The sequence below is a fragment of the Polyangium sp. 15x6 genome, assembly GCF_029960785.1.
GTDB lineage: Bacteria > Myxococcota_A > Polyangia > Polyangiales > Polyangiaceae > Polyangium.
Genome location: NZ_JASBQE010000006.1, coordinates 22,594 through 40,601 on the forward strand (window position 1 = coordinate 22,594; position 18,008 = coordinate 40,601).

An 18,008-nucleotide genomic window follows, 5' to 3' on the forward strand; every position below is an offset into this window, starting at 1 on the left:
GTTCCGCGCCTCTTTCGTCTCCGCCCGAGGCGGGAAGACGAGCCCTTCCTGTATCTTCTCGGGAGCCTCCGCCGAGCGCTCCGGTCCTGTCCGCTCCTCCCCTCGGGCGTCTCCCGACGAGGCTGCGAAACGCCGTTTGCGGCGGGCGAACGTGGGGAACTGACGCGCCGCGTGAAGCGACGTGGCTCATCGCACTAGGCAATCGGCCAAGGTCCGCCTAAGGTGTCGCCGAACGTCCGGCCCGCTCTCGCCTTCTGCCGTCCGTGGCGGCGCGCGCGGCCCTCCTTTCGCACGAAGCGTCGAATGAAGCAGCTCAGCATCCCGCAGATATTTCTGCTCGTCCTCGTCAGTGCCCTCTACTTCTTCCTTCTGTGGTTCGTGGACCGGTCCATCGACGAGCGCGTGCGCGTCTGGTTCCGGTACCTCGCGGTGATCGGCACGACCGCGCTCGCCGCGTTCGGGATCACGAAGCTCACCGACGACCACGCCCGCACCGTCGACATCATGAAGGCGGCGCTCGCCATCACGGCGGCGGGCTGCGTCTTCTACGAGCAGCACCGCGCGGCGACGAAGCGCCCGGTCTCCGAGCGCTGGAAGAAGTACATCGGCGTGACGCTCGCCGTCGCCTCCATCGTGGCTTACTTCAACGGGTTCCGCTTCGGATACCCGCAGTATTACCACCGATGGGACCAATTCCACTATTACATGGGGGCCAAGTACTTCAAGGAAATGGGGTACGACGGCCTTTACAAGTGCTCGCTCATCGCGCAGGACGAGCTCGGGGTCGTCAATTACAAGCACGTGGACGGCCGGGTCGAGCGCATCGACATGACGAAGGAGGTGCGCCACCCGGACAAGAAGATCCGGAACCTCGGCGGCGACAACCTCCTCCTGCCCGCCGCGCAGTTCCTCGAGAACCCCGGCGAGACGTGCAAGAACCACTTCCCCCCGGAGCGCTGGGAGAAGTTCAAGGAAGACGTCAAGTTCTTCCGGGCCGTCTCGGGCAAGGGCTACTGGGAGGACATGCAGAAGGACCACGGGTACAACCCGCCGCCCGTGTGGACCATCATGGGTCGGTTCTTCGCGGAATTGCAGCCGGCCAGCGTGTGGTATTGCCAGCTCCTCTCGGCCCTCGACATCGTGTACACGCTGGCCATGTTCGTCGCCCTGTGGTGGGCGTTCGGATGGCGCGTCTTCGCGGTCGGGGCGATCTTCTGGGGCTGCCAGTCGTCCGCGCCGTTCTACTGGACCGGCGGCGCGTTCCTGCGGCAGGACTGGCTCTTCTTCCTCGTCCTCTCGGTCTGCCTCCTCCGGAAGAAATACCCGAAGCTCGCGGGCGCCTCGCTCGTGTACGCCGGCCTCTTGCGTATCTTCCCCGGCCTTTGCGTGGTCGGCCTGCTCGTGACGGTCGGCTGGAGTGTCGTGCGCAAACGCAAGATGACGCGCGAGCAGGTACAGATGCTCCTCGGCGGCACCGCCGCGGCGGCGGTGCTCATTCCGCTCAGCATCGCGGTCTCGGGCCCGCGCTCGTACCACGATTTCTACAAGCACACGCTCGAGGTCCACGACCAGACGCCGCTCACGAACCACATGGGCCTGCGCGTCCTCGTCGCGCACGACATGAAGGCGCAGGCGATCTCGCAGATCGGCGAGGCGCTCACGCCCATTTCGGAACGGCTCAAGGCCCGGGGCATCATGAGCCCGGACACGGTCCAGAAGATCAGCGACGTGTTCCATTACAAGGAGGCCGCGAGCAAGGCCTCCGGGCGCATGAAGTTCACGAAGGACGTCAAGCTCATCGACCCCTTCGAGACCTGGAAGAACATGCGCAACGAGCGGTACAAGAAGTACAAGATCGTCGCGTACCTGATCATCGGCCTCACGCTCGCGCTGAGCATCTACGTGCAGCGCCGGCTCAAGAACCTCTGGGTCGCGCAATGCCTGGGGCAGGTCTGGATGATCCTCTTGTCCCAGCTCACCTGCTATTACTACTCGTTCATGATCCTCACGGCGCCGCTCACGAAAGTGCGGAGGGATTTCGAGGCCCCGCTCTTCGGCCTCGCGGCGCTGAGCCAGTTCGTGTGGATCAGCTCCTACTGGAACGACGACAAATACACGGCGCTCACGCTGATCTCGCTCGCCTTCTGCCTCGGCCTCTTCCTCGCGCTCATGCCGAAGACGCTGGAGCCGAAGATCGTCCCTCTCCAGGACGAGCCCGACGCGACGCCCCCTGCCAAGGCCTGACGGATTCATCGCCATGAGCACGAACGACACGATCGACACGCCCCCGCCCGCCGAAACCGAAATCGCTCCGGCGCCGAAGCTTCGCAGCGAGCCCATCCTGCGGGGGCCGAACGAAGAAAAGTCCCTCGGCGCATTCCGCAAGGTGCCGCGGACGGGCGTGATTTACGTGATGGGCGAGGCCACGAAGCACGGCTATCGCCCGGGCGTCGACGTGGGCGAGGACGCCTGGTGCAACCTCGGCCAGGGCCAGCCCGAGACCGGCCCGCTGCCGGGCGCGCCGCCGCGCTGCGACGCCGTGACGATCGCCGGCGACGATCAGGAATACGCGCCCGTCGCCGGCCTGTGGGAATTGCGGGAGGCGATCGCCGATTTCTACAATCGTGCCTACCGGCGGGGCATGCCTTCACGTTACAGCGCCGAGAACGTGAGCGTCTCCGGCGGCGGGCGCGCCTCGCTCACGCGCGCGGCCGCCGCGCTCGGCCAGATCAACCTCGGCCATTTCCTCCCCGATTACACGGCGTACGAGGAGCTGCTCGACGTCTTCCGCCTCTTCTCGCCCATTCCGATCCTCCTGGAGAGCGAGCGCGGATACGCCTTCTCGGTCGGCGATCTCCGGCGCGAGATCCAGGGCCGGGGCCTCGGCGCGATCCTCACGTCGAACCCGTGCAACCCGACGGGCAAACACGTCCGGGGCGAGGAGCTCGCGGCGTGGGTCGGCACCGCGCGCGACCTCGATTGCACGATGCTCTTCGACGAGTTCTACTCGCATTACGTCTACGGCCTCGGCGGGCCGGCGCCGATGGAGAGCGCGGCGCGGTACGTGGAGGACGTCGATCAGGACCCGGTCGTCATCTTCGACGGATTGACCAAGAACTGGCGATACCCGGGCTGGCGCGTGACCTGGACCGTGGGCCCGCGCGAGGTGATCGACGCGGTGGCGAGCGCGGGCAGCTTCCTCGACGGCGGCGGCTCGAAGCCGATGCAGCGCGCGGCCGTGCCCCTGCTCGACATGGAGCACGTGCGGGCCGAGACGGCGGCGATCCAGCGGACGTTCTCGAAGAAACGCGACCTCATGCTGGAGGGCCTCAGGAAGCTCGGGATCCAGGTCGACGTGGCGCCCGAGGGGACGTTTTATTGCTTCGGCTCGGTCGCGGATCTGCCGCCCGGCATCAACGACGGGCATTCGTTTTTCCGGGCCGCCCTCGAGCACCGCGTGATCGTGGTGCCGGGCGAGTTCTTCGACGTGAACCCGGGCAAACGACGGGCGCACCGGGCCTCGCGGTTCCGGCACCACGTGCGATTCTCGTTCGGCCCCGGCGAGGAGTCGCTGACGCGCGCGCTCGGTCGGCTGGAGAAGATGATCAAGAGCCACGCGTGACGCGGAGCGCCCGTTCGAGCGTGGCGTCGTCGAGCTCCTCCTCGGCGGCACGCTCGAGCGCGGCGCGCAGCTCGTCGTCGGCGCTCGTCTCGGCGGCGATACGAATGCGCGGCGCCGCGTCGGGCGCGGCCACACGCAGGAGCATCGCGGCTCCGATCCTGCGGCCCCGATCCTCGGCGGGATCTTGGAGCACACGGACGCATTCCGATAATCGCCGCCCTGGAGCAGGTCGGTCAGGGCCGTTCGCCATTCGGCGAGGCTCCTGCCTTTGCGATCGAGCAGCTCCCGGACACGCGCGTGCGCGGCGCTGGCCCCTCCCGCCGCGCGCGCCTCCTCGATCCGGCTTGCCGCCGCGGTGACGAGCTCGGGCTCCCCTTTCACCTGGACCACCGCGTCGTCCTGGTTTTTCGGGAACAACCACAATCGATCCCCGTCCATCTACACGTGATCGAGGGACGAATACGGCATGTACGTCTTCGAGAACGGACGTCGCACGAGCACGCCGTCCGTGCCCACGACGATCTCGGGGGGCTTCCACGCGCGCACGATGAGCAGGGTCAACGCCGCCGTGCCCATCGCGAGCCCAAAGCCGACCCATGACCCCTTGATGCTGGCGATCTTGAGCGCGACCATGAACATGGCCACCAGCAAAAAGCTAACGGCCAATCCCACGCATCCAGCCGTCACCATTCGTTGAGGCGAGGCCAGCCGGATCGTCACGCGGTGCTCGTCCGCGGCGAACCCGAGCGCATCCACCGCGGCGCGCGCTTGCTCCTCGTCCGGCAGGTGGATGGTGAGGACATTGCCTCCCACGAGGTGCACCTCGATGCCGTCGCTCGGGTCGCATTGGACCAAGGCGTCCGTGATCTCGCTGCGCGCGATGCGCCGCTCGTATTCCTTGTTGCGGAATGAGATTCCGCTCGGACCGAGCTCCATCCGGGTGAGTTCGCGCCAGCCGAACCTCGTGGGCCGCGCGATCGTACCACTGACGACGACCAGGGCGGGGCAGAGCAGGAAAAAGTAGATCCACCTGGAAGCGAGGACGCGCGCGACCTCCGGGAACCACACGATGGGAAGGACGTCGAACAACGTCTGGAGCGTCAGGGCGACGATGGGCGGCGCGAACGCCGATACGAAAGCCGCCCAGCCGAACCATCGCGCGAGCTGCAACCTGCGCTCGTGCACGGTGACGCGCTTGAAGACCACGGGCGGGCGCGGATCGTTCATCGTCGATCGCCCTTCTACCGCCGCGTGAAGAACCCCAGACGCCCGAGCATGCGACCCACGGCGCGGAAGGCGTCTGCCCGGCCAAACTGGAGCAAGTGGCCGCCGTGAAACGTCTCGAGCGGCGCGTTGAAATGCTCCGCGAGGCGGCGCGCGTGATCCACGGGGGTGATCTTGTCCTCGCTCGCGGCGAGCACGAGCACCCGATCCGCAGGGACCCGCGAGGGCCGCGCGAATGGGCTCACGACGCGGTGCACGGCCACGAGCTCCTCGTACTGGCGGCGCTGCTCCTCGGGGCTTCCCACGAACCGGCCCGCGGCGCGCGCGACATCGGCAATCGAAGCGAGCGGGATGATCGGGACCGCGAAGGCGACGCGATCGTCGACCGTCGAGAGCAAGCTCGTCGAGTATCCGCCGAGGCTCATGCCCATGACGCCCACGGCCTCGGAGCCACGATCGCGCAGGAACGAGACGAGCGCGCGCAGATCGAGCACGGTCTGGCGGAAGCCTTCGTTCGTGACGCGCGGATCACTGCCGGGAAAACGCGGCGCCGATTCGTGCGAGCGCACGGCGTGGAAAGGCAACACGAACAGCGCGACGTCGAGGCCGCGCTCGTAGAGCCATTGCACGGGCCAGATCCGCTCTTCGAGGCGATACTGGCCGCAACGGTATCCATGAATCAGAATCGCCGCCGGCCGCGCAGGCCCCGCATGCAAGAAGAGCCGCGCCGCCGCCGTGGCATTCGCTTCGTGCGAAAGGTACCTCTCGCGGACGTCCGCAGCGAGCGGCTCGAACCGGCTCGGCCACGTCAGATCCAGCACCGTCCCCGGCTCGGGCCCGGCCATCGGCCGCACACGCGTGATGGAAGGCGTGATCGGCGCGGGTGTCGGGAAAAACTCAAGCTCGTGATGCTCGGGCCGATCGTAGATGCGCCGGAGCTCTGCGAGCGCTTCCATGCGCGCTCCATGGCCGAGCGCCTCGGGATCCGGCTGCCCCTTGGGCCGACTGCGCCGGAGGAGCAAGGCCCCACCCACGGTGGTATCGAAGCGCGAGGCCGCCGTGCTGAGGAGGCTGCGTATCACGAGCCGTTCTTACCATGGAAAGCGCCCCCGACGGAAGCCTCGGGCCGACGTCCGCCATTGACGCACGACGACGCATCACGCAAACAGGCCGCTTCATGCGCGACGAACCCGCCACCGTGACCGTGTCGATGGACCTGCCCTCCTCGCTGATCTTCCAGCGCCTCCGCGCGCTCGGCCGCGTCCTCGGGCTGCGCCTCACGCTCGGCGGCCGTACGCTCGATCTATCCCTCGAAACAGGGGCCTCCGAGCGCTCGCCCTCCTGGTCTGCCGGTGACGTCGAGCGTCCGGAGACATGGAACTTCCGCAAGAAAAAGCCCGAGGTAGGCGGGCTGCTGTGCCCGAAGCTCTTCGGAGATCCGCCCGATCTCCGCCGATACGCGCACGTCGCGATGGTCGACCCCGTGGTCCCCTGGCCCGCGCGGCAACTGCTCGCGCCGCTCCTCGCGATGACCGAGGAGGAGCTCTTCGAGCTTTGCTTCAAGGACCCCGCCACGCTGCTCGCGCGCGTCGGCGAGGCCGAGGCCGCGGGGCGGCGGGTGAATGGTTGGTCCCCGAACGAGCTCGTCTGGTGGTCGATCCCCGTGATCGCGGCCCCCTTGCGCGCGGCGAGCGTGGAGGAATCTCAGCGCCTCATGGACGCCGGCCGCACGCTCCACGACGCCTACCGGCGCATCGTGAACCGGAGAAACCGTCTCCGTCGATTGAAGGATCTCGACGCGCCGGCCGTCATCGTCGAAAACGAGCGCCGGATGGCGATCGAGGCAGTCGACCAGCTCCTCGCGAACGCCGATCTCGAAAAACCCTACGCGTACGAGGGCGACGACGAGGACGAGGGCAAGCGAACACCGATGATGGACACGACCACGCTGTTCCTCGCGGCGCTCACGCCCGCGCTCGTGGAGGTCGCCCGGACAAACCCTGGCGGCGGCGAATGGATCACGAAGGCAGCGAGCCTCCGCGACGCGCGGAGCAGCAGGGGGCCACGCGTCTCCGCATGGTGGAGCCTCGCGGCCGGCCGCCCCCAGGAGCCGTTCGGGGAGGAGGGCATGAAGGTGCTCGTGTTCTCGGAGCTCGAGCCTCTCCTGAAATGACGTCGGCGGAAGCGGGGTGAGTCGAACACCATGCCAATGGCACGCACCGAGTAGCAAACGGGCTCGGCCCCACGGCCGATTCTCGCTTCCAGATACGATCGGCGGAAGACGGAGGACTCGAACCCCACACCCGTAGGTGCCCACTGTTTTCGAAACAGGTCTGATCCCTGATCAGTTCGTCTTCCAGAATGGTAGAGAGCAGAGGAGTCGAACCCCGCAGCGAGGCTGCCCTCCGTGTTCAAAACGGCGCCGGGTCCACACCCGGAATGCTCTCCACGGCGGAAGAAGGAGGACTCGAACCTCACACCCGTAAAAGGTGCGCACTGTTTTCCAAACAGGCCTGATCCCTGATCAGATCTTCTTCCAAATCCCCCTCTCGGCGCCGCAGCGCCGCGCGGGGGTGCAGTTCGTTGGACGGTCATGCTCAGAACCGGCGCCCAGGGCGTCCTCGATCCGCGAGCAACTGCGCCGAGTCGGGCCCGTTGGAAGGCGACGCCACGCTCATCGAGCGCGCGCCTGCCGGCGATGAAGCCCCGTTCGTCTCGACGATCCGCGAGGCGATTGCGAGCAACAGGACACCAACGAGCACGACTGCAGCGACGGCTGCAGACTCCATGGGCAAACGAATCCGAACGCCCTCCATTTGATTCGTATCGAACATCACAACTATCTCCTCAGTGAGAGATTGATCAACAAAGGTCCCGCGGGCGCGCTCCCCCGTGGCAGCGCCCCGGGGGAGCGGCTCCAGATGAGACCCATATTCCGCCGCGAAGCGCGGGGGGGACATCAGCTCGCAACGCAGTAATGCACCCAGATGTCGGGGATCCTGCGAGCGCCGAGCCGGACGACGGGGGCAGCGGGCAACCACCGGGGCTTCTCGGGCTTCTTCAGGAGCTTCATGCCCGCCTGCTCCGGAGTGCGACCGCGCTTCTTCGCATTGCAGCTCTGGCAAGACGCGACGATGTTCTCCCAGACCGTCCGGCCCCCCTGCACGCGCGGCAGGACGTGGTCGTACGTGAGTTCGCCCGCGTCCTTCTGGACGCCGCAGTACTGGCAGCGAAAGTCGTCACGCACGAACACGTTCGTGCGGGAGAACTTGACGCCGCGCTTGTGCGAATTCCCATGGCGCTTGAGCCGGACGACGGCCGGCGCGCGAATGGTCATCGTGGGCGAACGAATCTCGTCTTCGTACGTCTCGAGCACCTCCACCTTACCCAGAAAGCTCAGGGTCACGGCGGTCTGCCAGGAGATGACCTGATGTGGCACCATCCAAGGCGTGAGCAGCAACGTTTGCGCGGTCATGATCCACCTCTCCGTCTACCTCTTCTTCTTCATGGCTTTCTCCAACTGCAGATGTCCGGTGCTCGGAGGGGGATTCGAACCCCCAATCGACCAGGTTTGAGCTGGCCACGTTTGCCATTTCGTCACCCGAGCAGCGGGATGCTGGTGTCCACGGAGGGAATCGAACCCTCAACGCCCTCTCGGGCACGGTATCTGAGACCGCTGCGTTTGCCAGTTTCGCCACGTGGACATTTTTGTGGAGGGGGAGCCCTCGATGGGGCTCCCCCTACGTCCCTCACTCCACTTCGTTTCGTTCGGGACGACCCCAGATCATGGCTGCTGTCTCTCCTGAGAAGGACAGCGCAATGAACCAGGTATGGTCTGGGTGGAGGGATTCGAACCCCCAATCCCCGGCTCCCGACGCCGGTGCTCTACCAGATTGAGCCACACCCAGATAAAACTGCCAATTCGGTGTCATCGGTGGGAGTCGAACCCACACGCCCTTTCGGGCACAGGATCTCAGCCTGCTACGTATGCCATTCCGCCACGATGACATGTGTATCCACGGAGGGATTCGAACCCCCCAAAAACGGTTTCTAAGACCGCCGCGTTTGCCGTTACGCCACGTGGACATGGTCTGGGTGGGGGGATTCGAACCCCCGATCTCCGGCACCCCGAGCCGGCGCTCTACCAGGTTGAGCCACACCCAGATGAATTCGGACATACCCTCGCCAGGAGTCGAACCTGGAACGTCGAGCTTCGGAGGCTCGCGCCTGCAATCACCGGCAGGACGAGGGCATGGTCTCCCTGCGAGGAGTCGAACCTCGCCAGTCGGCTTCGTAGACCGACGCCTGGCCGCCAGGACAGGGAGAAGAAAGAGGAGGCGAGTCAGCAGCTCACCCCCTCAGCAACGTTGCGCACCCGGCGGGAATCGAACCCGCGTCACTGGATTGAGAGTCCAGCAGCCTGACCCACTAGCAATACGGGTGCATGAGCGCGGTGAGGGAGAGTCGAACTCCCATCCCGAGTATGGCACACTCGGATTCTGCCGTTGAACCACCACCGCAATTCGTGGAATGACGGGGATTCGAACCCCGATCTCTGCCGTGCGAGGGCAGTGTTCTACCCAGGTTGAACCATCACCCCATTCGAAGGCGCCCCCGAGGAGGATCGAACTCCCCTCGCCCGATCGACAATCGGGCTGCCTCACCAGATGCATACGAGGGCAAACGAGAGTGGAGAAGGCCGGATTCGAACCGGCGACCCCCTGACTGCCAGCCAGGTGCTCTACCCACTGAGCTACGACCCCAGAGGGGAGTCGCCCAGAAACACCGCCTGGCCTCCCGCTCATGGCCATGGTGCCTCCGAACGACTCCTGCGAACGAGTGGAATGACGGGGACTCGAACCCCGATCCCTGCCGTGCAAGGGCAGTGTTCTTCCGTTGAACCATCACCCCGAACCGTGAAATCTGCGCCGCCGACGGGACTCGAACCCGTGTCCGCCTCATAACGAATGATAACCTTCCCCTGCCGGCCCGACTCGGACGAGTTGTCGGAAAAGGTATTTTAGGTGCTCTACCCACTGAGCTACGACGGCAAAAACGTGGGACAATTGCGATAACCATCATCGTTCGGCCCGGCCCCCGGGCGAGGGTTTGATGACGGATGTACACGACGATTGTCCCAGCGCCCCCGGGGGGATTCGAACCCGCCCTCACCTGATCGACAATCAGGCTGCCTCACCAGAATGCATACGGGAGCAAACCGGGCGAGGAGGCGCGTGTGGAGGCACGCGCGCCCTCGTCCTTCGACTGCAACTTCAGGCCCTCGAGAAATCGGCCATTACCTGCGGTGCGGCCGCGTCGAAGCCCACGACGTCCAGCATGCCGGGGTCCTGCGGATCGGCAATCGTGAAGCCCGTGGAGGTCATGCCGACCACGACGAGCTTTGCGGGACGGCCCATCGCCTGACGGTAATCGCGAAGCGCCTGGAAAGGATGAATCTCACCCGCCCAGGTCTCGCTGTCCGTGTAGACGACGAACGTGTCGACCTCGACCTTGTTCTTTTGAGCCCAGATCATCGGCAGCGCGCAGTCCGTGCCGCCGAAGGGCAAACCGCTGACCATGCCGACCACGTCGTCGAGGCGTTGCTTCGGCGACAGAGGCAAGGACATGACGCCCGAGCCGCGAGGGCCGAATGCGCCGCCCGCGGAGGCGAAGGCCAGCGTGCTGAACGACGGCTCGATGCGCGCCGTCGCCATCGCCATGGCCGCGCTCGCGACCCGGGGCGTGAGGCCCGGGATCCCCGCGATCGTGCCCGAATCCATCGAGCCCGATACGTCGAGGGCGAGCAGGTGCTTCTTTCCCGTCGGCTCGATCGACCGGAATGCGAGGTAAAACGCCTCGTCCAAGGCGTCCACGATCTCGCGCACCGGCTCCCAGGTGAGCGCGTTTTCGCGCTTCTGGGCACGCTCGCCCCGCCCTTGCGCATACACGCGCAGCGCGGAGAGAACGCTCACCGGGTGAATCCGGGCCCGCCGGAGCCGCTCGACGTCCGTGAGACGGCTGGCCACGAGCCTCGCGGCCGCGCTCATGGGCGCGAGCAATCCGACGCTGGTCATCTTGCCGAGGTTCCGGAGCATCGCCGTCTGCGGCATGTGGGGGAGCAGCGCTTCCCACACGGCAGGGTCGTTCTTCCACTCCGTGGGCACCATTTCGTGCGTGAGCCGTTGCTCGCGCACGAGCGTGACGAGCCGCTCGCGCGGCGCGTCCTTGGCCTCCTCGAAGGCCCGCACGAGGGCCGGCAGCTTCTCGGGGTCGAGAGCGCCGCCCTTGGCTGCCTCGTTCTTCAGGGCGTCCATACCGCCGACGATCCAGCGGTACATCGCGCCGTGCTCGGCCGTGACGGGCGTCGGGTGCGAGAGCCGCAAGAGGTCCTTGTGGCTCCAGCCGTCCCGCTGCCGATATTTCACGGCCTGGTAGGCCAATTCATCCGGGCTCTTGCCCTGGTACCACGCGCCGATCGCGCTCCGGAGGCCGCGGCCCCAGCGCCGGAAGCCCTCCACCGCTCGCGCGAAGTGGAAGAGATCCGTTCCAGTGCGACAAACCTCCGGCAAGGCCGCGAGCGCGGACTTGCGGACCTCGGGGCGGGCGTGCCCCGCGGCCATCGCCAGGGCGAAGATCGCGGGCTCGTTCTTGGGCGCGCGGCCCGAGCGGCTGATCTCGACGATCCGCCGAATCGTCCGCTCGCCGTCCGCGTCGAGGCAGCGGCCAAGGGCGCGCGCGTTGTCTTGCGTCAAGGCGCGCTCGGTCGCGTAGTAGGTGCCGCCCTCGCAGCCGAGGACGAGCCACCGGTCGAGGCGGCCCCAGTCGTCGAGTTCGAAGACGAAGCCGCCTGCGTAGTTTTCGACCTGATCGGGCCGCGCCTTCTCCTTTTGCCGGGTGAACAGCGCGGCGAAGTGCTGGATGTAGTTGGCCATGGGAACCTCCGGCCCGCGCTGCGGGCGAGCGAAAGAAAGTGAGAAGCAAGAGATGGAGCGACGGATGAGCGTTTGGATCTCGGAGCTATTGCACCAATTTAGAGTTGGATAACCGAGATCGTCCGACCCGTCCCTCGGTTGGGCGTACGGGAATCGAACCCGCCTGCGCAGGGTCACGACCTGCCCTCTTCAGCTAGATGAGTAACGCCCACACAATGGCGCCCCGTGGGGGAGTCGAACCCCCGGCAACCGGATTGAAAGGCCGGTATCCTGACCGCTAGACGAACGGGGCATGAGGGGGTTGGTGGCGGGGTCGCCGGGCCCGTTTCAAGGAGCACGGCGACCCCACCACCAAGAGAAGCGGAGCCCTCGCCCGGAATCGAACCGGGGAGACCCTGGATACGAAGCAGGGCGCTCGACCATCGAGCGACGAGGGCAAACGGCGGCTCCAACGGAGGGCATCGAACCCCCATCTCCTCGCTTAACAGGCGAGTGCTCTACCAGTTGAGCTACGTTGAAACGCGCAGGGGCGAGGTGCCCCTGCGGCATCGCGTTGTGTATCGAAATCGATTGTCATAGAACGAGTCCCGCCTCCGAAGAGGTGGGATGCGTCGTGGATCCGGAGGGGATCGAACCCTCGCCTGCCGCTTAAGAGGCGGCTGCTCTACCCTTGAGCTACGAATCCGAAGCAGACGGCGCCCCTCGGGCGCACGTCTCCTCACGCGCGTGGCTTCACGCGCCGGTGTGGACGGGAGGAGTCGAACCTCCAAGCAAACGCGGATGGTTTACAGCCACCTGGGCTCACCAATGCCCAGCGTCCACAAGCTCTTTTTTCGTTCCCCCCGTGGCCCCAAAACCAAGAAGGCCGCCAGGGTTCTCCCGGGCGGCCTCCTTGGACGCGTCACGTCGTGACGATCCTAGGATCCACCCGTATCGAGAGGCTCGAGACCACGCACCAAGCCCGATTCCTTGGCCGCATGATATCGCGAAGGGCTCCGCAGGAGGTCGCTCGGGTCCGCGTCCGGCAGCTCGCCAGCGTTCCCCTTCGCGTCCTCGTCGTACAGATGCTTGCCCATCGCCATTCCCTCGCCCCGTTTACATTTACTTTGTTTCGACGTTCGGGTCAACCATTTTATTCGCCGTCCCGTCGATTTTATTTTCGTCGTCTGCCGTATTCGGATTCGGCAGATGGAGGATCCGGGAGGCCTCGAACCTCCACGCTTCCGCTTCAGAGGCGGACGCTCTGCCCATTGAGCTACGGATCCAAAACCGCATCCCCGCGCCCCCGCCGCCGCGCTCGAGGCGCAAAACGACGAAGGCCGCCAGGGTTTTCCCGGGCGGCCTCCTCGGACACGTCACGTCGTGACGATCCTAGGATCCACCCGTATCGAGAGGCTCGAGACCACGATTCGCCGTCGAGCTCGATTCGCTCGCCGCCTGATCGCGCGAAAGGCTCTGCCGCCCCGAGATCCCGAAGAGGCACGCGCCCGGCAGCTCGCCGGCGTCGCCCTTCGTGCTCTCGAGATACAGATGCTTGCCCATCGCCATTCCCTCGCCCGTCTCTCTACATCCATTTCGACGTTCGGTCAACCATTTCATTCGTCGACCCGTCGATTTTATTTTCTTCAGTTCGTCGGCTGTACATTCACGCAGCCGCGGAGGATCCGGGAGGGCTCGAACCTCCACGCTTCCGCTTCAAAGGCGGACGCTCTGCCCATTGAGCTACGGATCCGTGCAGCAGGCTGTCGATGAACTTGCCTGCGAGTGAGACCATCCCGTGCACTCACGCACAGGCGCTCTCCCCTGCCCCTTCCCCGTCCCCTCGCGTTTCGTTGTACATCCATTTCGACGTTCGAGGCAAGAAAATGTTTTGGTCGACCGTCGATTTTATTTTCGTCTCTTTCACCCCGTTCGCTTCAAAATGAATCGCCTAGCTTTCTATCTATATAAGGAGGTGGATCCGGGAGGGCTCGAACCTCCACACTTCCGCTTAAAAGGCGGCTGCTCTACCCATTGAGACTACGGATCCGCGTGCTGCGAATACACCTCGGGCCTCATCGCATCCTCGTCGATGCAATCCCTCACCGAGGACACACCACACCCCCGACACGCGCGCACAATCGACGCAAATGCAATCGATACACGCCTGCCCCGGAGCGCGTCACGCGCCCTCACGCTCGGTCTTCAACACGAAGCCCAAGAAGGCCCCACGCCCCGCTGCGCGAGACGCAAAGGACCAAGAAAGCCCCGCTCGATACACCTCTCCCCGCCAAGGGCCCCAATACGAGGCCCCCATTCGAGGACAAAACACTCCCCTTCCACCACCCCCACGACGCCCCAAAGAGAAAAACGTCGTGGAGGAGGCCTAAAACGCCGAAGGCCGCCTGGGATCTCCCGAGGCGGCCTTCGCAGTCGTCAGAATGACGCTTGCTCTACCGCCTACGTGCCCTCCGCCGGGTTGCCGAGCTGCCGCGAATCACGAAGCGTATACCCGCGAAACGACTCGGTTTTGCCGGACCTGGGCGCCAGTTGTCCCGCACTCTGCAGCCAACCGAAGGCCACGCACACGACGCCCGCTGCCGTCAGCTCGGCGCGTTCGTGGTTTCGGTCGGTCATAGGGCGGATCAACATGTGGAAAGTCTCGGGCGAGGAATACTCTTCTCGGATCGACTTTGCAACAAAAAAGTTCCCGCTTATCTCATTTTCTTTCGGCCCCCCGCCCCGGACACGCACCGAGCACGAGATGCGCACCGCTGACGAGGCCCATGACGCTCTGCATCGCGGATGCCACGGGCGGAGACCGCCCCGGGCGGCGCAGCAAAGTGCCGTCACCGGGAGGCTATGGATCGACGGTCCTCGCTGGTAGAGTCGCCGCCCTTCCAAGCCCCGAAAGGCCACGAAGCTCCGCGAGGCGCGAGATCGGCCCCGGGCAGACACCAGGAGACGTCATGGGCAAGTTCACCATCACGAACGAGATCAACTGCAACGAGGAAACGTTCTGGAAGATCTTCTTCGACAAGGAATTCAACGAGAAGCTCTACAGGGACCACCTGGGCTTCCCCGAGTTCATCATCACCGAGCAGCGCGACAGCGACACCGAAATCATCCGCAAGGTCGCCGGTCAGCCCAGGATGGAGATGCCCGGCCCGGTGGCCAAGCTGCTCGGCTCGGGCTTCCGCTACACGGAGGAAGGTCGGCTCGACAAGAAGACCAAGGTCTGGTCGTGGAAGATGACCCCCAGCACCCTGGCCGACAAGCTGCGCAACGAGGGCACGATGCGTATCGAGCCGATCGGCGACAACAAGGTCCGCCGCATCGCCGACCTCATCATCGAGGCGAAGGTCTTCGGTGTCGGGGGCCTCATCGAGAGCTCGGCCGAAAAGCAGCTCCGCGAAGGCTGGAACGGCAGCGCCGTCTTCATGAACGAGTGGATCAAGACGCATTCCTGAGGCCGGGCCCGGCCCCGGACGGCCGCCCGCGTCGCCCGACCACCTCGCCTGGATCGACGATTGCATCGCCCCGGGCATGAAAGGTCCGAAACGGCGAGCGAAGGGGCCGAAGCAGACGCCGCGCAGCGCGCGAATCGCACAGCGCCGCGCCGACGAACGCGGCAGCCCCATCACGTTCGGAGAGCCGGGCCGTACCCCGAAATCACGCAAGGAGCCGCTGCACCTGCCCCATGTGGTCATCGTGGGCGGCGGCTTCGGCGGGCTCTACGCCGCCAAAGCGCTCCGCCACGCGCCCGTGCGCATCACCCTGCTCGACCGTAAAAATCACCACCTCTTCCAGCCGCTTCTTTACCAGGTCGCGACCGCAGGGCTGAATCCGGCCGAGATCGCCGCGCCCATCCGGCGTGTCCTGCGCGATCAACGAAACGTGCGCGTGCTCCTGGCCGAGGTCACGGGCATCGATCCGAAAGAACGAACGGTGAGCTCGTCGGCCGGGACGTTCGGATACGATTACTTGATCCTCGCGACCGGCGCGAGCCACTCGTATTTCGGGCACGAGGAATGGGCACCCCTGGCCCCGGGGCTGAAGAGCCTCGAGGACGCGCTGGAGATCCGGCGCCGCGTGCTGCTCGCATTCGAGAAGGCCGAGTGCTGCGCGCCGTCCCAGGAAGATCGCTCCGCCTGGCTGACATTCGTGATCGTGGGTGGAGGGCCGACGGGCGTGGAACTCGCGGGGACGCTGGCGGAGGTCGCTCACCATACCGTGGCAAACGATTTCCGGGTGATCGATCCGACGGCCGCGCGAATCGTGCTCATCGAGGGGATCGATCGCGTGTTGCCGACGTATTCGGCGCTGCTCTCGGCGCGCGCGGAGCGGCAGCTCCAGCGGCTCGGGGTGGAGGTGCGCACGAACGCGAGGGTGACGGGGATCGACGCGGAGGGGGTGCAGATCGGCGAGGAGCGTATCGCCGCGAAGACCGTGCTCTGGGCCGCGGGCGTGAGAGCCTCGCCGCTCGGCGAGGCCCTCGGCGCGCCGCTCGATCGCGCGGGGCGGGTGAAGGTGGCGCCGGATCTGTCGGTGCCCGGACACCCGGAGATCTTCGTGATCGGCGATCTCGCCGCGCTGGAGCAGGACGGATCCCCCGTGCCGGGCCTCGCGCCCGCAGCGATCCAGGAGGCGCGCCATACCGCGCGGAACATCGTGCGGTCGATCCAAGGCGAGCCGCGGCAGCCGTTCCGGTACCTCGACAAGGGCACGCTGGCCACGATCGGACGGAACGCGGCGGTCGCGGACTTGGGGCGCCTGGAGCTCTCGGGCTTCGTCGCGTGGCTCGCGTGGCTCCTGATTCACGTATTTTTCCTGATCGGGTTCCGGAATCGGCTCCTCGTGCTCTTCGATTGGGCCTTTTCCTACCTGACCTACGAGCGCGGCGCGCGGCTCATCACGGAATCCAGCCCGAAGGCGGCCCTGACCGAGCCAGCGTCGAAGCGCTGAAGGGCACCCGATTCTCCGAGCGAACGCGGAAGGCCACGGCCGCCCTGGACGCGCGTCGAGCGTCGTGATAACCTTCACAAAAGGTCTCCGCCAGCATGCGAAGGCCGAACCTTTCTTTCGCGGCGCCGGCGCGCGGCGCCCCCAACCCATTCGCCGGAGCACCAATGACCCACGAGCGCATGGCCAGAGGCTTGACCCTGCTTTTTTTGGCGGCCGCGACCCTGTTCGCCGCCTGCAGCGCGGACGAACCCGAGACCCCCGAGGAGAAGTATTGCAGTCAGCGCTGTGATTGCAACAAGTGTACGGAAGACGAGCGGGCGTCTTGTCTCGACGACAAGATCAACCAGAAGGACGAGGCCGGGGACGCCGATTGCAAGGATGAATACTCGACGTACCTCACCTGCCTGACGGGCGACGCTGCCTGCTCCGACGGCGATTACGACGAGTCGGTGTGTTTCGCCGAGGAGAGCGATCTCGATTCATGCCTGAACCCCGCGCCGGCCTGCAACCTCGTGAACAACGGCGTTTGCAATGAGCCCGCCCCGAAGGGCGACGGCCTCTGCGCGGTGGGATCGGACACGAAGGATTGCGCGATCCCGACCTGTCCCTCGGCCGGCGACGGGTACTGCGACGAACCCGAGGGCACCGGGCTCTGCGCGGAGGGCTCCGACCCGATCGATTGCGGAGTCCCGACCTGTCCCTCGGCCGGCGACGGGTACTGCGACGAACCCGAGGGCACCGGGCTCTGCGTGGAGGGCTCCGATCCGCTCGATTGTCCCGCCGAGACGTGCCTCACCTGCTACGATTACGTGCTCGATCCGCTCGCGGGCTCGCTCTGCGATACGTCGACCACGACGTACATCGACTTCCTCGACTGCGCGTGCGTGTCGTGCGCGGACGTTTGCGCCACGGGCGCGGACCTCTGCGATGCGGACCCCGTCAGCTCGACATGCCTGAGCTGCGCGCAGGAGCTGTGCCTCTCCACATTCAACACCTGCATCTCCGATTGAGCGAGGCGCGCCCGCCCTGCCAGGGCGCGGTGCGCCCGTCCTGCCCACGTGCGTCCACCGCGCACGGACGATCCTCGTGACATCCCAGCGATTCTCGCCTCCTCTCCCATTTCCTTCGTCATCGTCCGCTCTTCCCGATTGAACTCGGGAATGGCCTTCCCGCGCGCGGACGAGCCCGCCTGGCATCGGGTTTGCCCCAGGATGCTCGGGGACGCCCGTTCGGCCGCCTCTCGGCTCACCCGATCCGCGCCCCCGAACGGGAAAAGGAGGGAGGGC

Annotated in this window: 12 protein-coding genes and 26 tRNA genes; 6 read left to right on the forward strand and 32 right to left on the reverse strand. The window is 65.8% G+C overall.

The window, feature by feature from the left end:
* Positions 1-303 precede the first annotated feature (303 nt).
* Both QHF83_RS06605 and QHF83_RS06610 read left to right on the forward strand, forming a co-directional pair.
* Positions 304-2,244, forward strand: a complete 1,941-nt coding sequence (locus QHF83_RS06605; protein ID WP_282416923.1) for a hypothetical protein — start codon at positions 304-306, stop codon at positions 2,242-2,244.
* Between the two features lie 13 nt (positions 2,245-2,257).
* Positions 2,258-3,622: a pyridoxal phosphate-dependent aminotransferase gene (locus QHF83_RS06610; protein WP_282416924.1), complete on the forward strand. Its 1,365-nt coding sequence runs from the start codon at positions 2,258-2,260 to the stop codon at positions 3,620-3,622.
* On the opposite strand, the gene QHF83_RS06615 is transcribed toward QHF83_RS06610, so the two are convergent.
* From QHF83_RS06615 to QHF83_RS06625, 3 genes are all read right to left on the reverse strand, one after another.
* Positions 3,606-3,815 (reverse strand): hypothetical protein, encoded by a 210-nt coding sequence (locus QHF83_RS06615; RefSeq protein ID WP_282416925.1) that lies wholly within the window; start codon positions 3,813-3,815, stop codon positions 3,606-3,608. The two genes, QHF83_RS06610 and QHF83_RS06615, sit on opposite strands and share 17 nt — an antisense overlap.
* 245 nt (positions 3,816-4,060) lie before the next feature.
* Complete coding sequence (locus QHF83_RS06620) at positions 4,061-4,849, reverse strand: hypothetical protein (RefSeq protein WP_282416926.1); 789 nt, start codon at positions 4,847-4,849, stop codon at positions 4,061-4,063.
* Between the two features lie 14 nt (positions 4,850-4,863).
* Positions 4,864-5,928 carry a hypothetical protein gene (locus QHF83_RS06625; protein ID WP_282416927.1) on the reverse strand — a complete coding sequence of 355 codons (1,065 nt, stop codon included), beginning with the start codon at positions 5,926-5,928 and terminating at the stop codon, positions 4,864-4,866.
* A gap of 95 nt (positions 5,929-6,023) precedes the next feature.
* On the opposite strand from QHF83_RS06625, the gene QHF83_RS06630 reads away from it, so the two are divergent.
* Positions 6,024-7,019 carry a hypothetical protein gene (locus tag QHF83_RS06630; protein ID WP_282417068.1) on the forward strand — a complete coding sequence of 332 codons (996 nt, stop codon included), beginning with the start codon at positions 6,024-6,026 and terminating at the stop codon, positions 7,017-7,019.
* Positions 7,020-7,121: 102 nt separating this feature from the next.
* Here the strand turns inward: QHF83_RS06630 and QHF83_RS06635 are convergent.
* From QHF83_RS06635 to QHF83_RS06775, 29 genes are all read right to left on the reverse strand, one after another.
* Positions 7,122-7,204, reverse strand: a tRNA-Ser gene (locus QHF83_RS06635).
* A gap of 94 nt (positions 7,205-7,298) precedes the next feature.
* Positions 7,299-7,384, reverse strand: a tRNA-Ser gene (locus QHF83_RS06640).
* Between the two features lie 421 nt (positions 7,385-7,805).
* Positions 7,806-8,321, reverse strand: a complete 516-nt coding sequence (locus tag QHF83_RS06645) for an HNH endonuclease (RefSeq protein ID WP_282416928.1) — start codon at positions 8,319-8,321, stop codon at positions 7,806-7,808.
* Positions 8,322-8,380: 59 nt separating this feature from the next.
* Positions 8,381-8,453 (reverse strand) — tRNA-Leu (locus QHF83_RS06650).
* A 10-nt stretch (positions 8,454-8,463) separates the two neighbouring features.
* A tRNA-Leu gene (locus tag QHF83_RS06655) sits at positions 8,464-8,550 on the reverse strand.
* A gap of 127 nt (positions 8,551-8,677) precedes the next feature.
* Positions 8,678-8,754, reverse strand: a tRNA-Pro gene (locus QHF83_RS06660).
* Between the two features lie 18 nt (positions 8,755-8,772).
* Positions 8,773-8,854: transfer RNA gene (locus QHF83_RS06665), tRNA-Leu, on the reverse strand.
* Positions 8,855-8,859: 5 nt separating this feature from the next.
* A tRNA-Leu gene (locus QHF83_RS06670) sits at positions 8,860-8,932 on the reverse strand.
* 1 nt (position 8,933) lies between these two features.
* Positions 8,934-9,010 (reverse strand) — tRNA-Pro (locus QHF83_RS06675).
* A gap of 89 nt (positions 9,011-9,099) precedes the next feature.
* Positions 9,100-9,171, reverse strand: a tRNA-Arg gene (locus QHF83_RS06680).
* Between the two features lie 45 nt (positions 9,172-9,216).
* Positions 9,217-9,290: transfer RNA gene (locus tag QHF83_RS06685), tRNA-Glu, on the reverse strand.
* Between the two features lie 5 nt (positions 9,291-9,295).
* Positions 9,296-9,366, reverse strand: a tRNA-Gly gene (locus QHF83_RS06690).
* A 6-nt stretch (positions 9,367-9,372) separates the two neighbouring features.
* A tRNA-Ala gene (locus QHF83_RS06695) sits at positions 9,373-9,446 on the reverse strand.
* A gap of 9 nt (positions 9,447-9,455) precedes the next feature.
* Positions 9,456-9,527 (reverse strand) — tRNA-Asp (locus QHF83_RS06700).
* 9 nt (positions 9,528-9,536) lie between these two features.
* Positions 9,537-9,609, reverse strand: a tRNA-Ala gene (locus tag QHF83_RS06705).
* A 77-nt stretch (positions 9,610-9,686) separates the two neighbouring features.
* Positions 9,687-9,757: transfer RNA gene (locus QHF83_RS06710), tRNA-Ala, on the reverse strand.
* A 15-nt stretch (positions 9,758-9,772) separates the two neighbouring features.
* Positions 9,773-9,897, reverse strand: a tRNA-OTHER gene (locus tag QHF83_RS06715).
* 90 nt (positions 9,898-9,987) lie between these two features.
* Positions 9,988-10,061 (reverse strand) — tRNA-Asp (locus QHF83_RS06720).
* A 58-nt stretch (positions 10,062-10,119) separates the two neighbouring features.
* On the reverse strand, positions 10,120-11,778 hold the full coding sequence (locus QHF83_RS06725; RefSeq protein ID WP_282416929.1) for a TROVE domain-containing protein: 1,659 nt from the start codon (positions 11,776-11,778) through the stop codon (positions 10,120-10,122).
* A 138-nt stretch (positions 11,779-11,916) separates the two neighbouring features.
* Positions 11,917-11,989 (reverse strand) — tRNA-His (locus tag QHF83_RS06730).
* Between the two features lie 5 nt (positions 11,990-11,994).
* Positions 11,995-12,070 (reverse strand) — tRNA-Glu (locus QHF83_RS06735).
* 72 nt (positions 12,071-12,142) lie between these two features.
* Positions 12,143-12,215, reverse strand: a tRNA-Thr gene (locus QHF83_RS06740).
* 9 nt (positions 12,216-12,224) lie between these two features.
* A tRNA-Asn gene (locus tag QHF83_RS06745) sits at positions 12,225-12,297 on the reverse strand.
* Positions 12,298-12,392: 95 nt separating this feature from the next.
* Positions 12,393-12,463, reverse strand: a tRNA-Lys gene (locus tag QHF83_RS06750).
* Positions 12,464-12,521: 58 nt separating this feature from the next.
* Positions 12,522-12,600: transfer RNA gene (locus tag QHF83_RS06755), tRNA-Tyr, on the reverse strand.
* 367 nt (positions 12,601-12,967) lie between these two features.
* Positions 12,968-13,043 (reverse strand) — tRNA-Gln (locus QHF83_RS06760).
* Positions 13,044-13,149: 106 nt separating this feature from the next.
* The gene (locus QHF83_RS06765) at positions 13,150-13,320 is read right to left on the reverse strand and encodes a hypothetical protein (protein ID WP_282416930.1); all 171 of its coding nucleotides are present in this window, start codon (positions 13,318-13,320) and stop codon (positions 13,150-13,152) included.
* Between the two features lie 117 nt (positions 13,321-13,437).
* Positions 13,438-13,510, reverse strand: a tRNA-Gln gene (locus QHF83_RS06770).
* Positions 13,511-13,733: 223 nt separating this feature from the next.
* Positions 13,734-13,807 (reverse strand) — tRNA-Lys (locus QHF83_RS06775).
* Positions 13,808-14,726: 919 nt separating this feature from the next.
* On the opposite strand from QHF83_RS06775, the gene QHF83_RS06780 reads away from it, so the two are divergent.
* The 3 genes from QHF83_RS06780 (at position 14,727) to QHF83_RS06790 (ending at position 17,732) form a co-directional block, all read left to right on the forward strand.
* Positions 14,727-15,227 (forward strand): DUF2505 domain-containing protein, encoded by a 501-nt coding sequence (locus tag QHF83_RS06780; RefSeq protein WP_282416931.1) that lies wholly within the window; start codon positions 14,727-14,729, stop codon positions 15,225-15,227.
* A 76-nt stretch (positions 15,228-15,303) separates the two neighbouring features.
* Positions 15,304-16,722, forward strand: a complete 1,419-nt coding sequence (locus QHF83_RS06785; RefSeq protein ID WP_282416932.1) for an NAD(P)/FAD-dependent oxidoreductase — start codon at positions 15,304-15,306, stop codon at positions 16,720-16,722.
* 179 nt (positions 16,723-16,901) lie between these two features.
* Positions 16,902-17,732 (forward strand): hypothetical protein, encoded by an 831-nt coding sequence (locus QHF83_RS06790; RefSeq protein ID WP_282416933.1) that lies wholly within the window; start codon positions 16,902-16,904, stop codon positions 17,730-17,732.
* Positions 17,733-18,008: the final 276 nt, after the last annotated feature.

Coding starts and splice junctions, on each gene's coding strand:
- QHF83_RS06630 (WP_282417068.1), top strand. CDS start 6,024: ATGCGCGACGAACCCGCCACCGTGACCGTGTCGATGGACCTGCCCTCC.
- QHF83_RS06765 (WP_282416930.1), bottom strand. CDS start 13,320: ATGGGCAAGCATCTGTATCTCGAGAGCACGAAGGGCGACGCCGGCGAG.
- QHF83_RS06645 (WP_282416928.1), bottom strand. CDS start 8,321: ATGACCGCGCAAACGTTGCTGCTCACGCCTTGGATGGTGCCACATCAG.
- QHF83_RS06780 (WP_282416931.1), top strand. CDS start 14,727: ATGGGCAAGTTCACCATCACGAACGAGATCAACTGCAACGAGGAAACG.
- QHF83_RS06785 (WP_282416932.1), top strand. CDS start 15,304: ATGAAAGGTCCGAAACGGCGAGCGAAGGGGCCGAAGCAGACGCCGCGC.
- QHF83_RS06610 (WP_282416924.1), top strand. CDS start 2,258: ATGAGCACGAACGACACGATCGACACGCCCCCGCCCGCCGAAACCGAA.
- QHF83_RS06620 (WP_282416926.1), bottom strand. CDS start 4,849: ATGAACGATCCGCGCCCGCCCGTGGTCTTCAAGCGCGTCACCGTGCAC.
- QHF83_RS06725 (WP_282416929.1), bottom strand. CDS start 11,778: ATGGCCAACTACATCCAGCACTTCGCCGCGCTGTTCACCCGGCAAAAG.
- QHF83_RS06605 (WP_282416923.1), top strand. CDS start 304: ATGAAGCAGCTCAGCATCCCGCAGATATTTCTGCTCGTCCTCGTCAGT.
- QHF83_RS06790 (WP_282416933.1), top strand. CDS start 16,902: ATGGCCAGAGGCTTGACCCTGCTTTTTTTGGCGGCCGCGACCCTGTTC.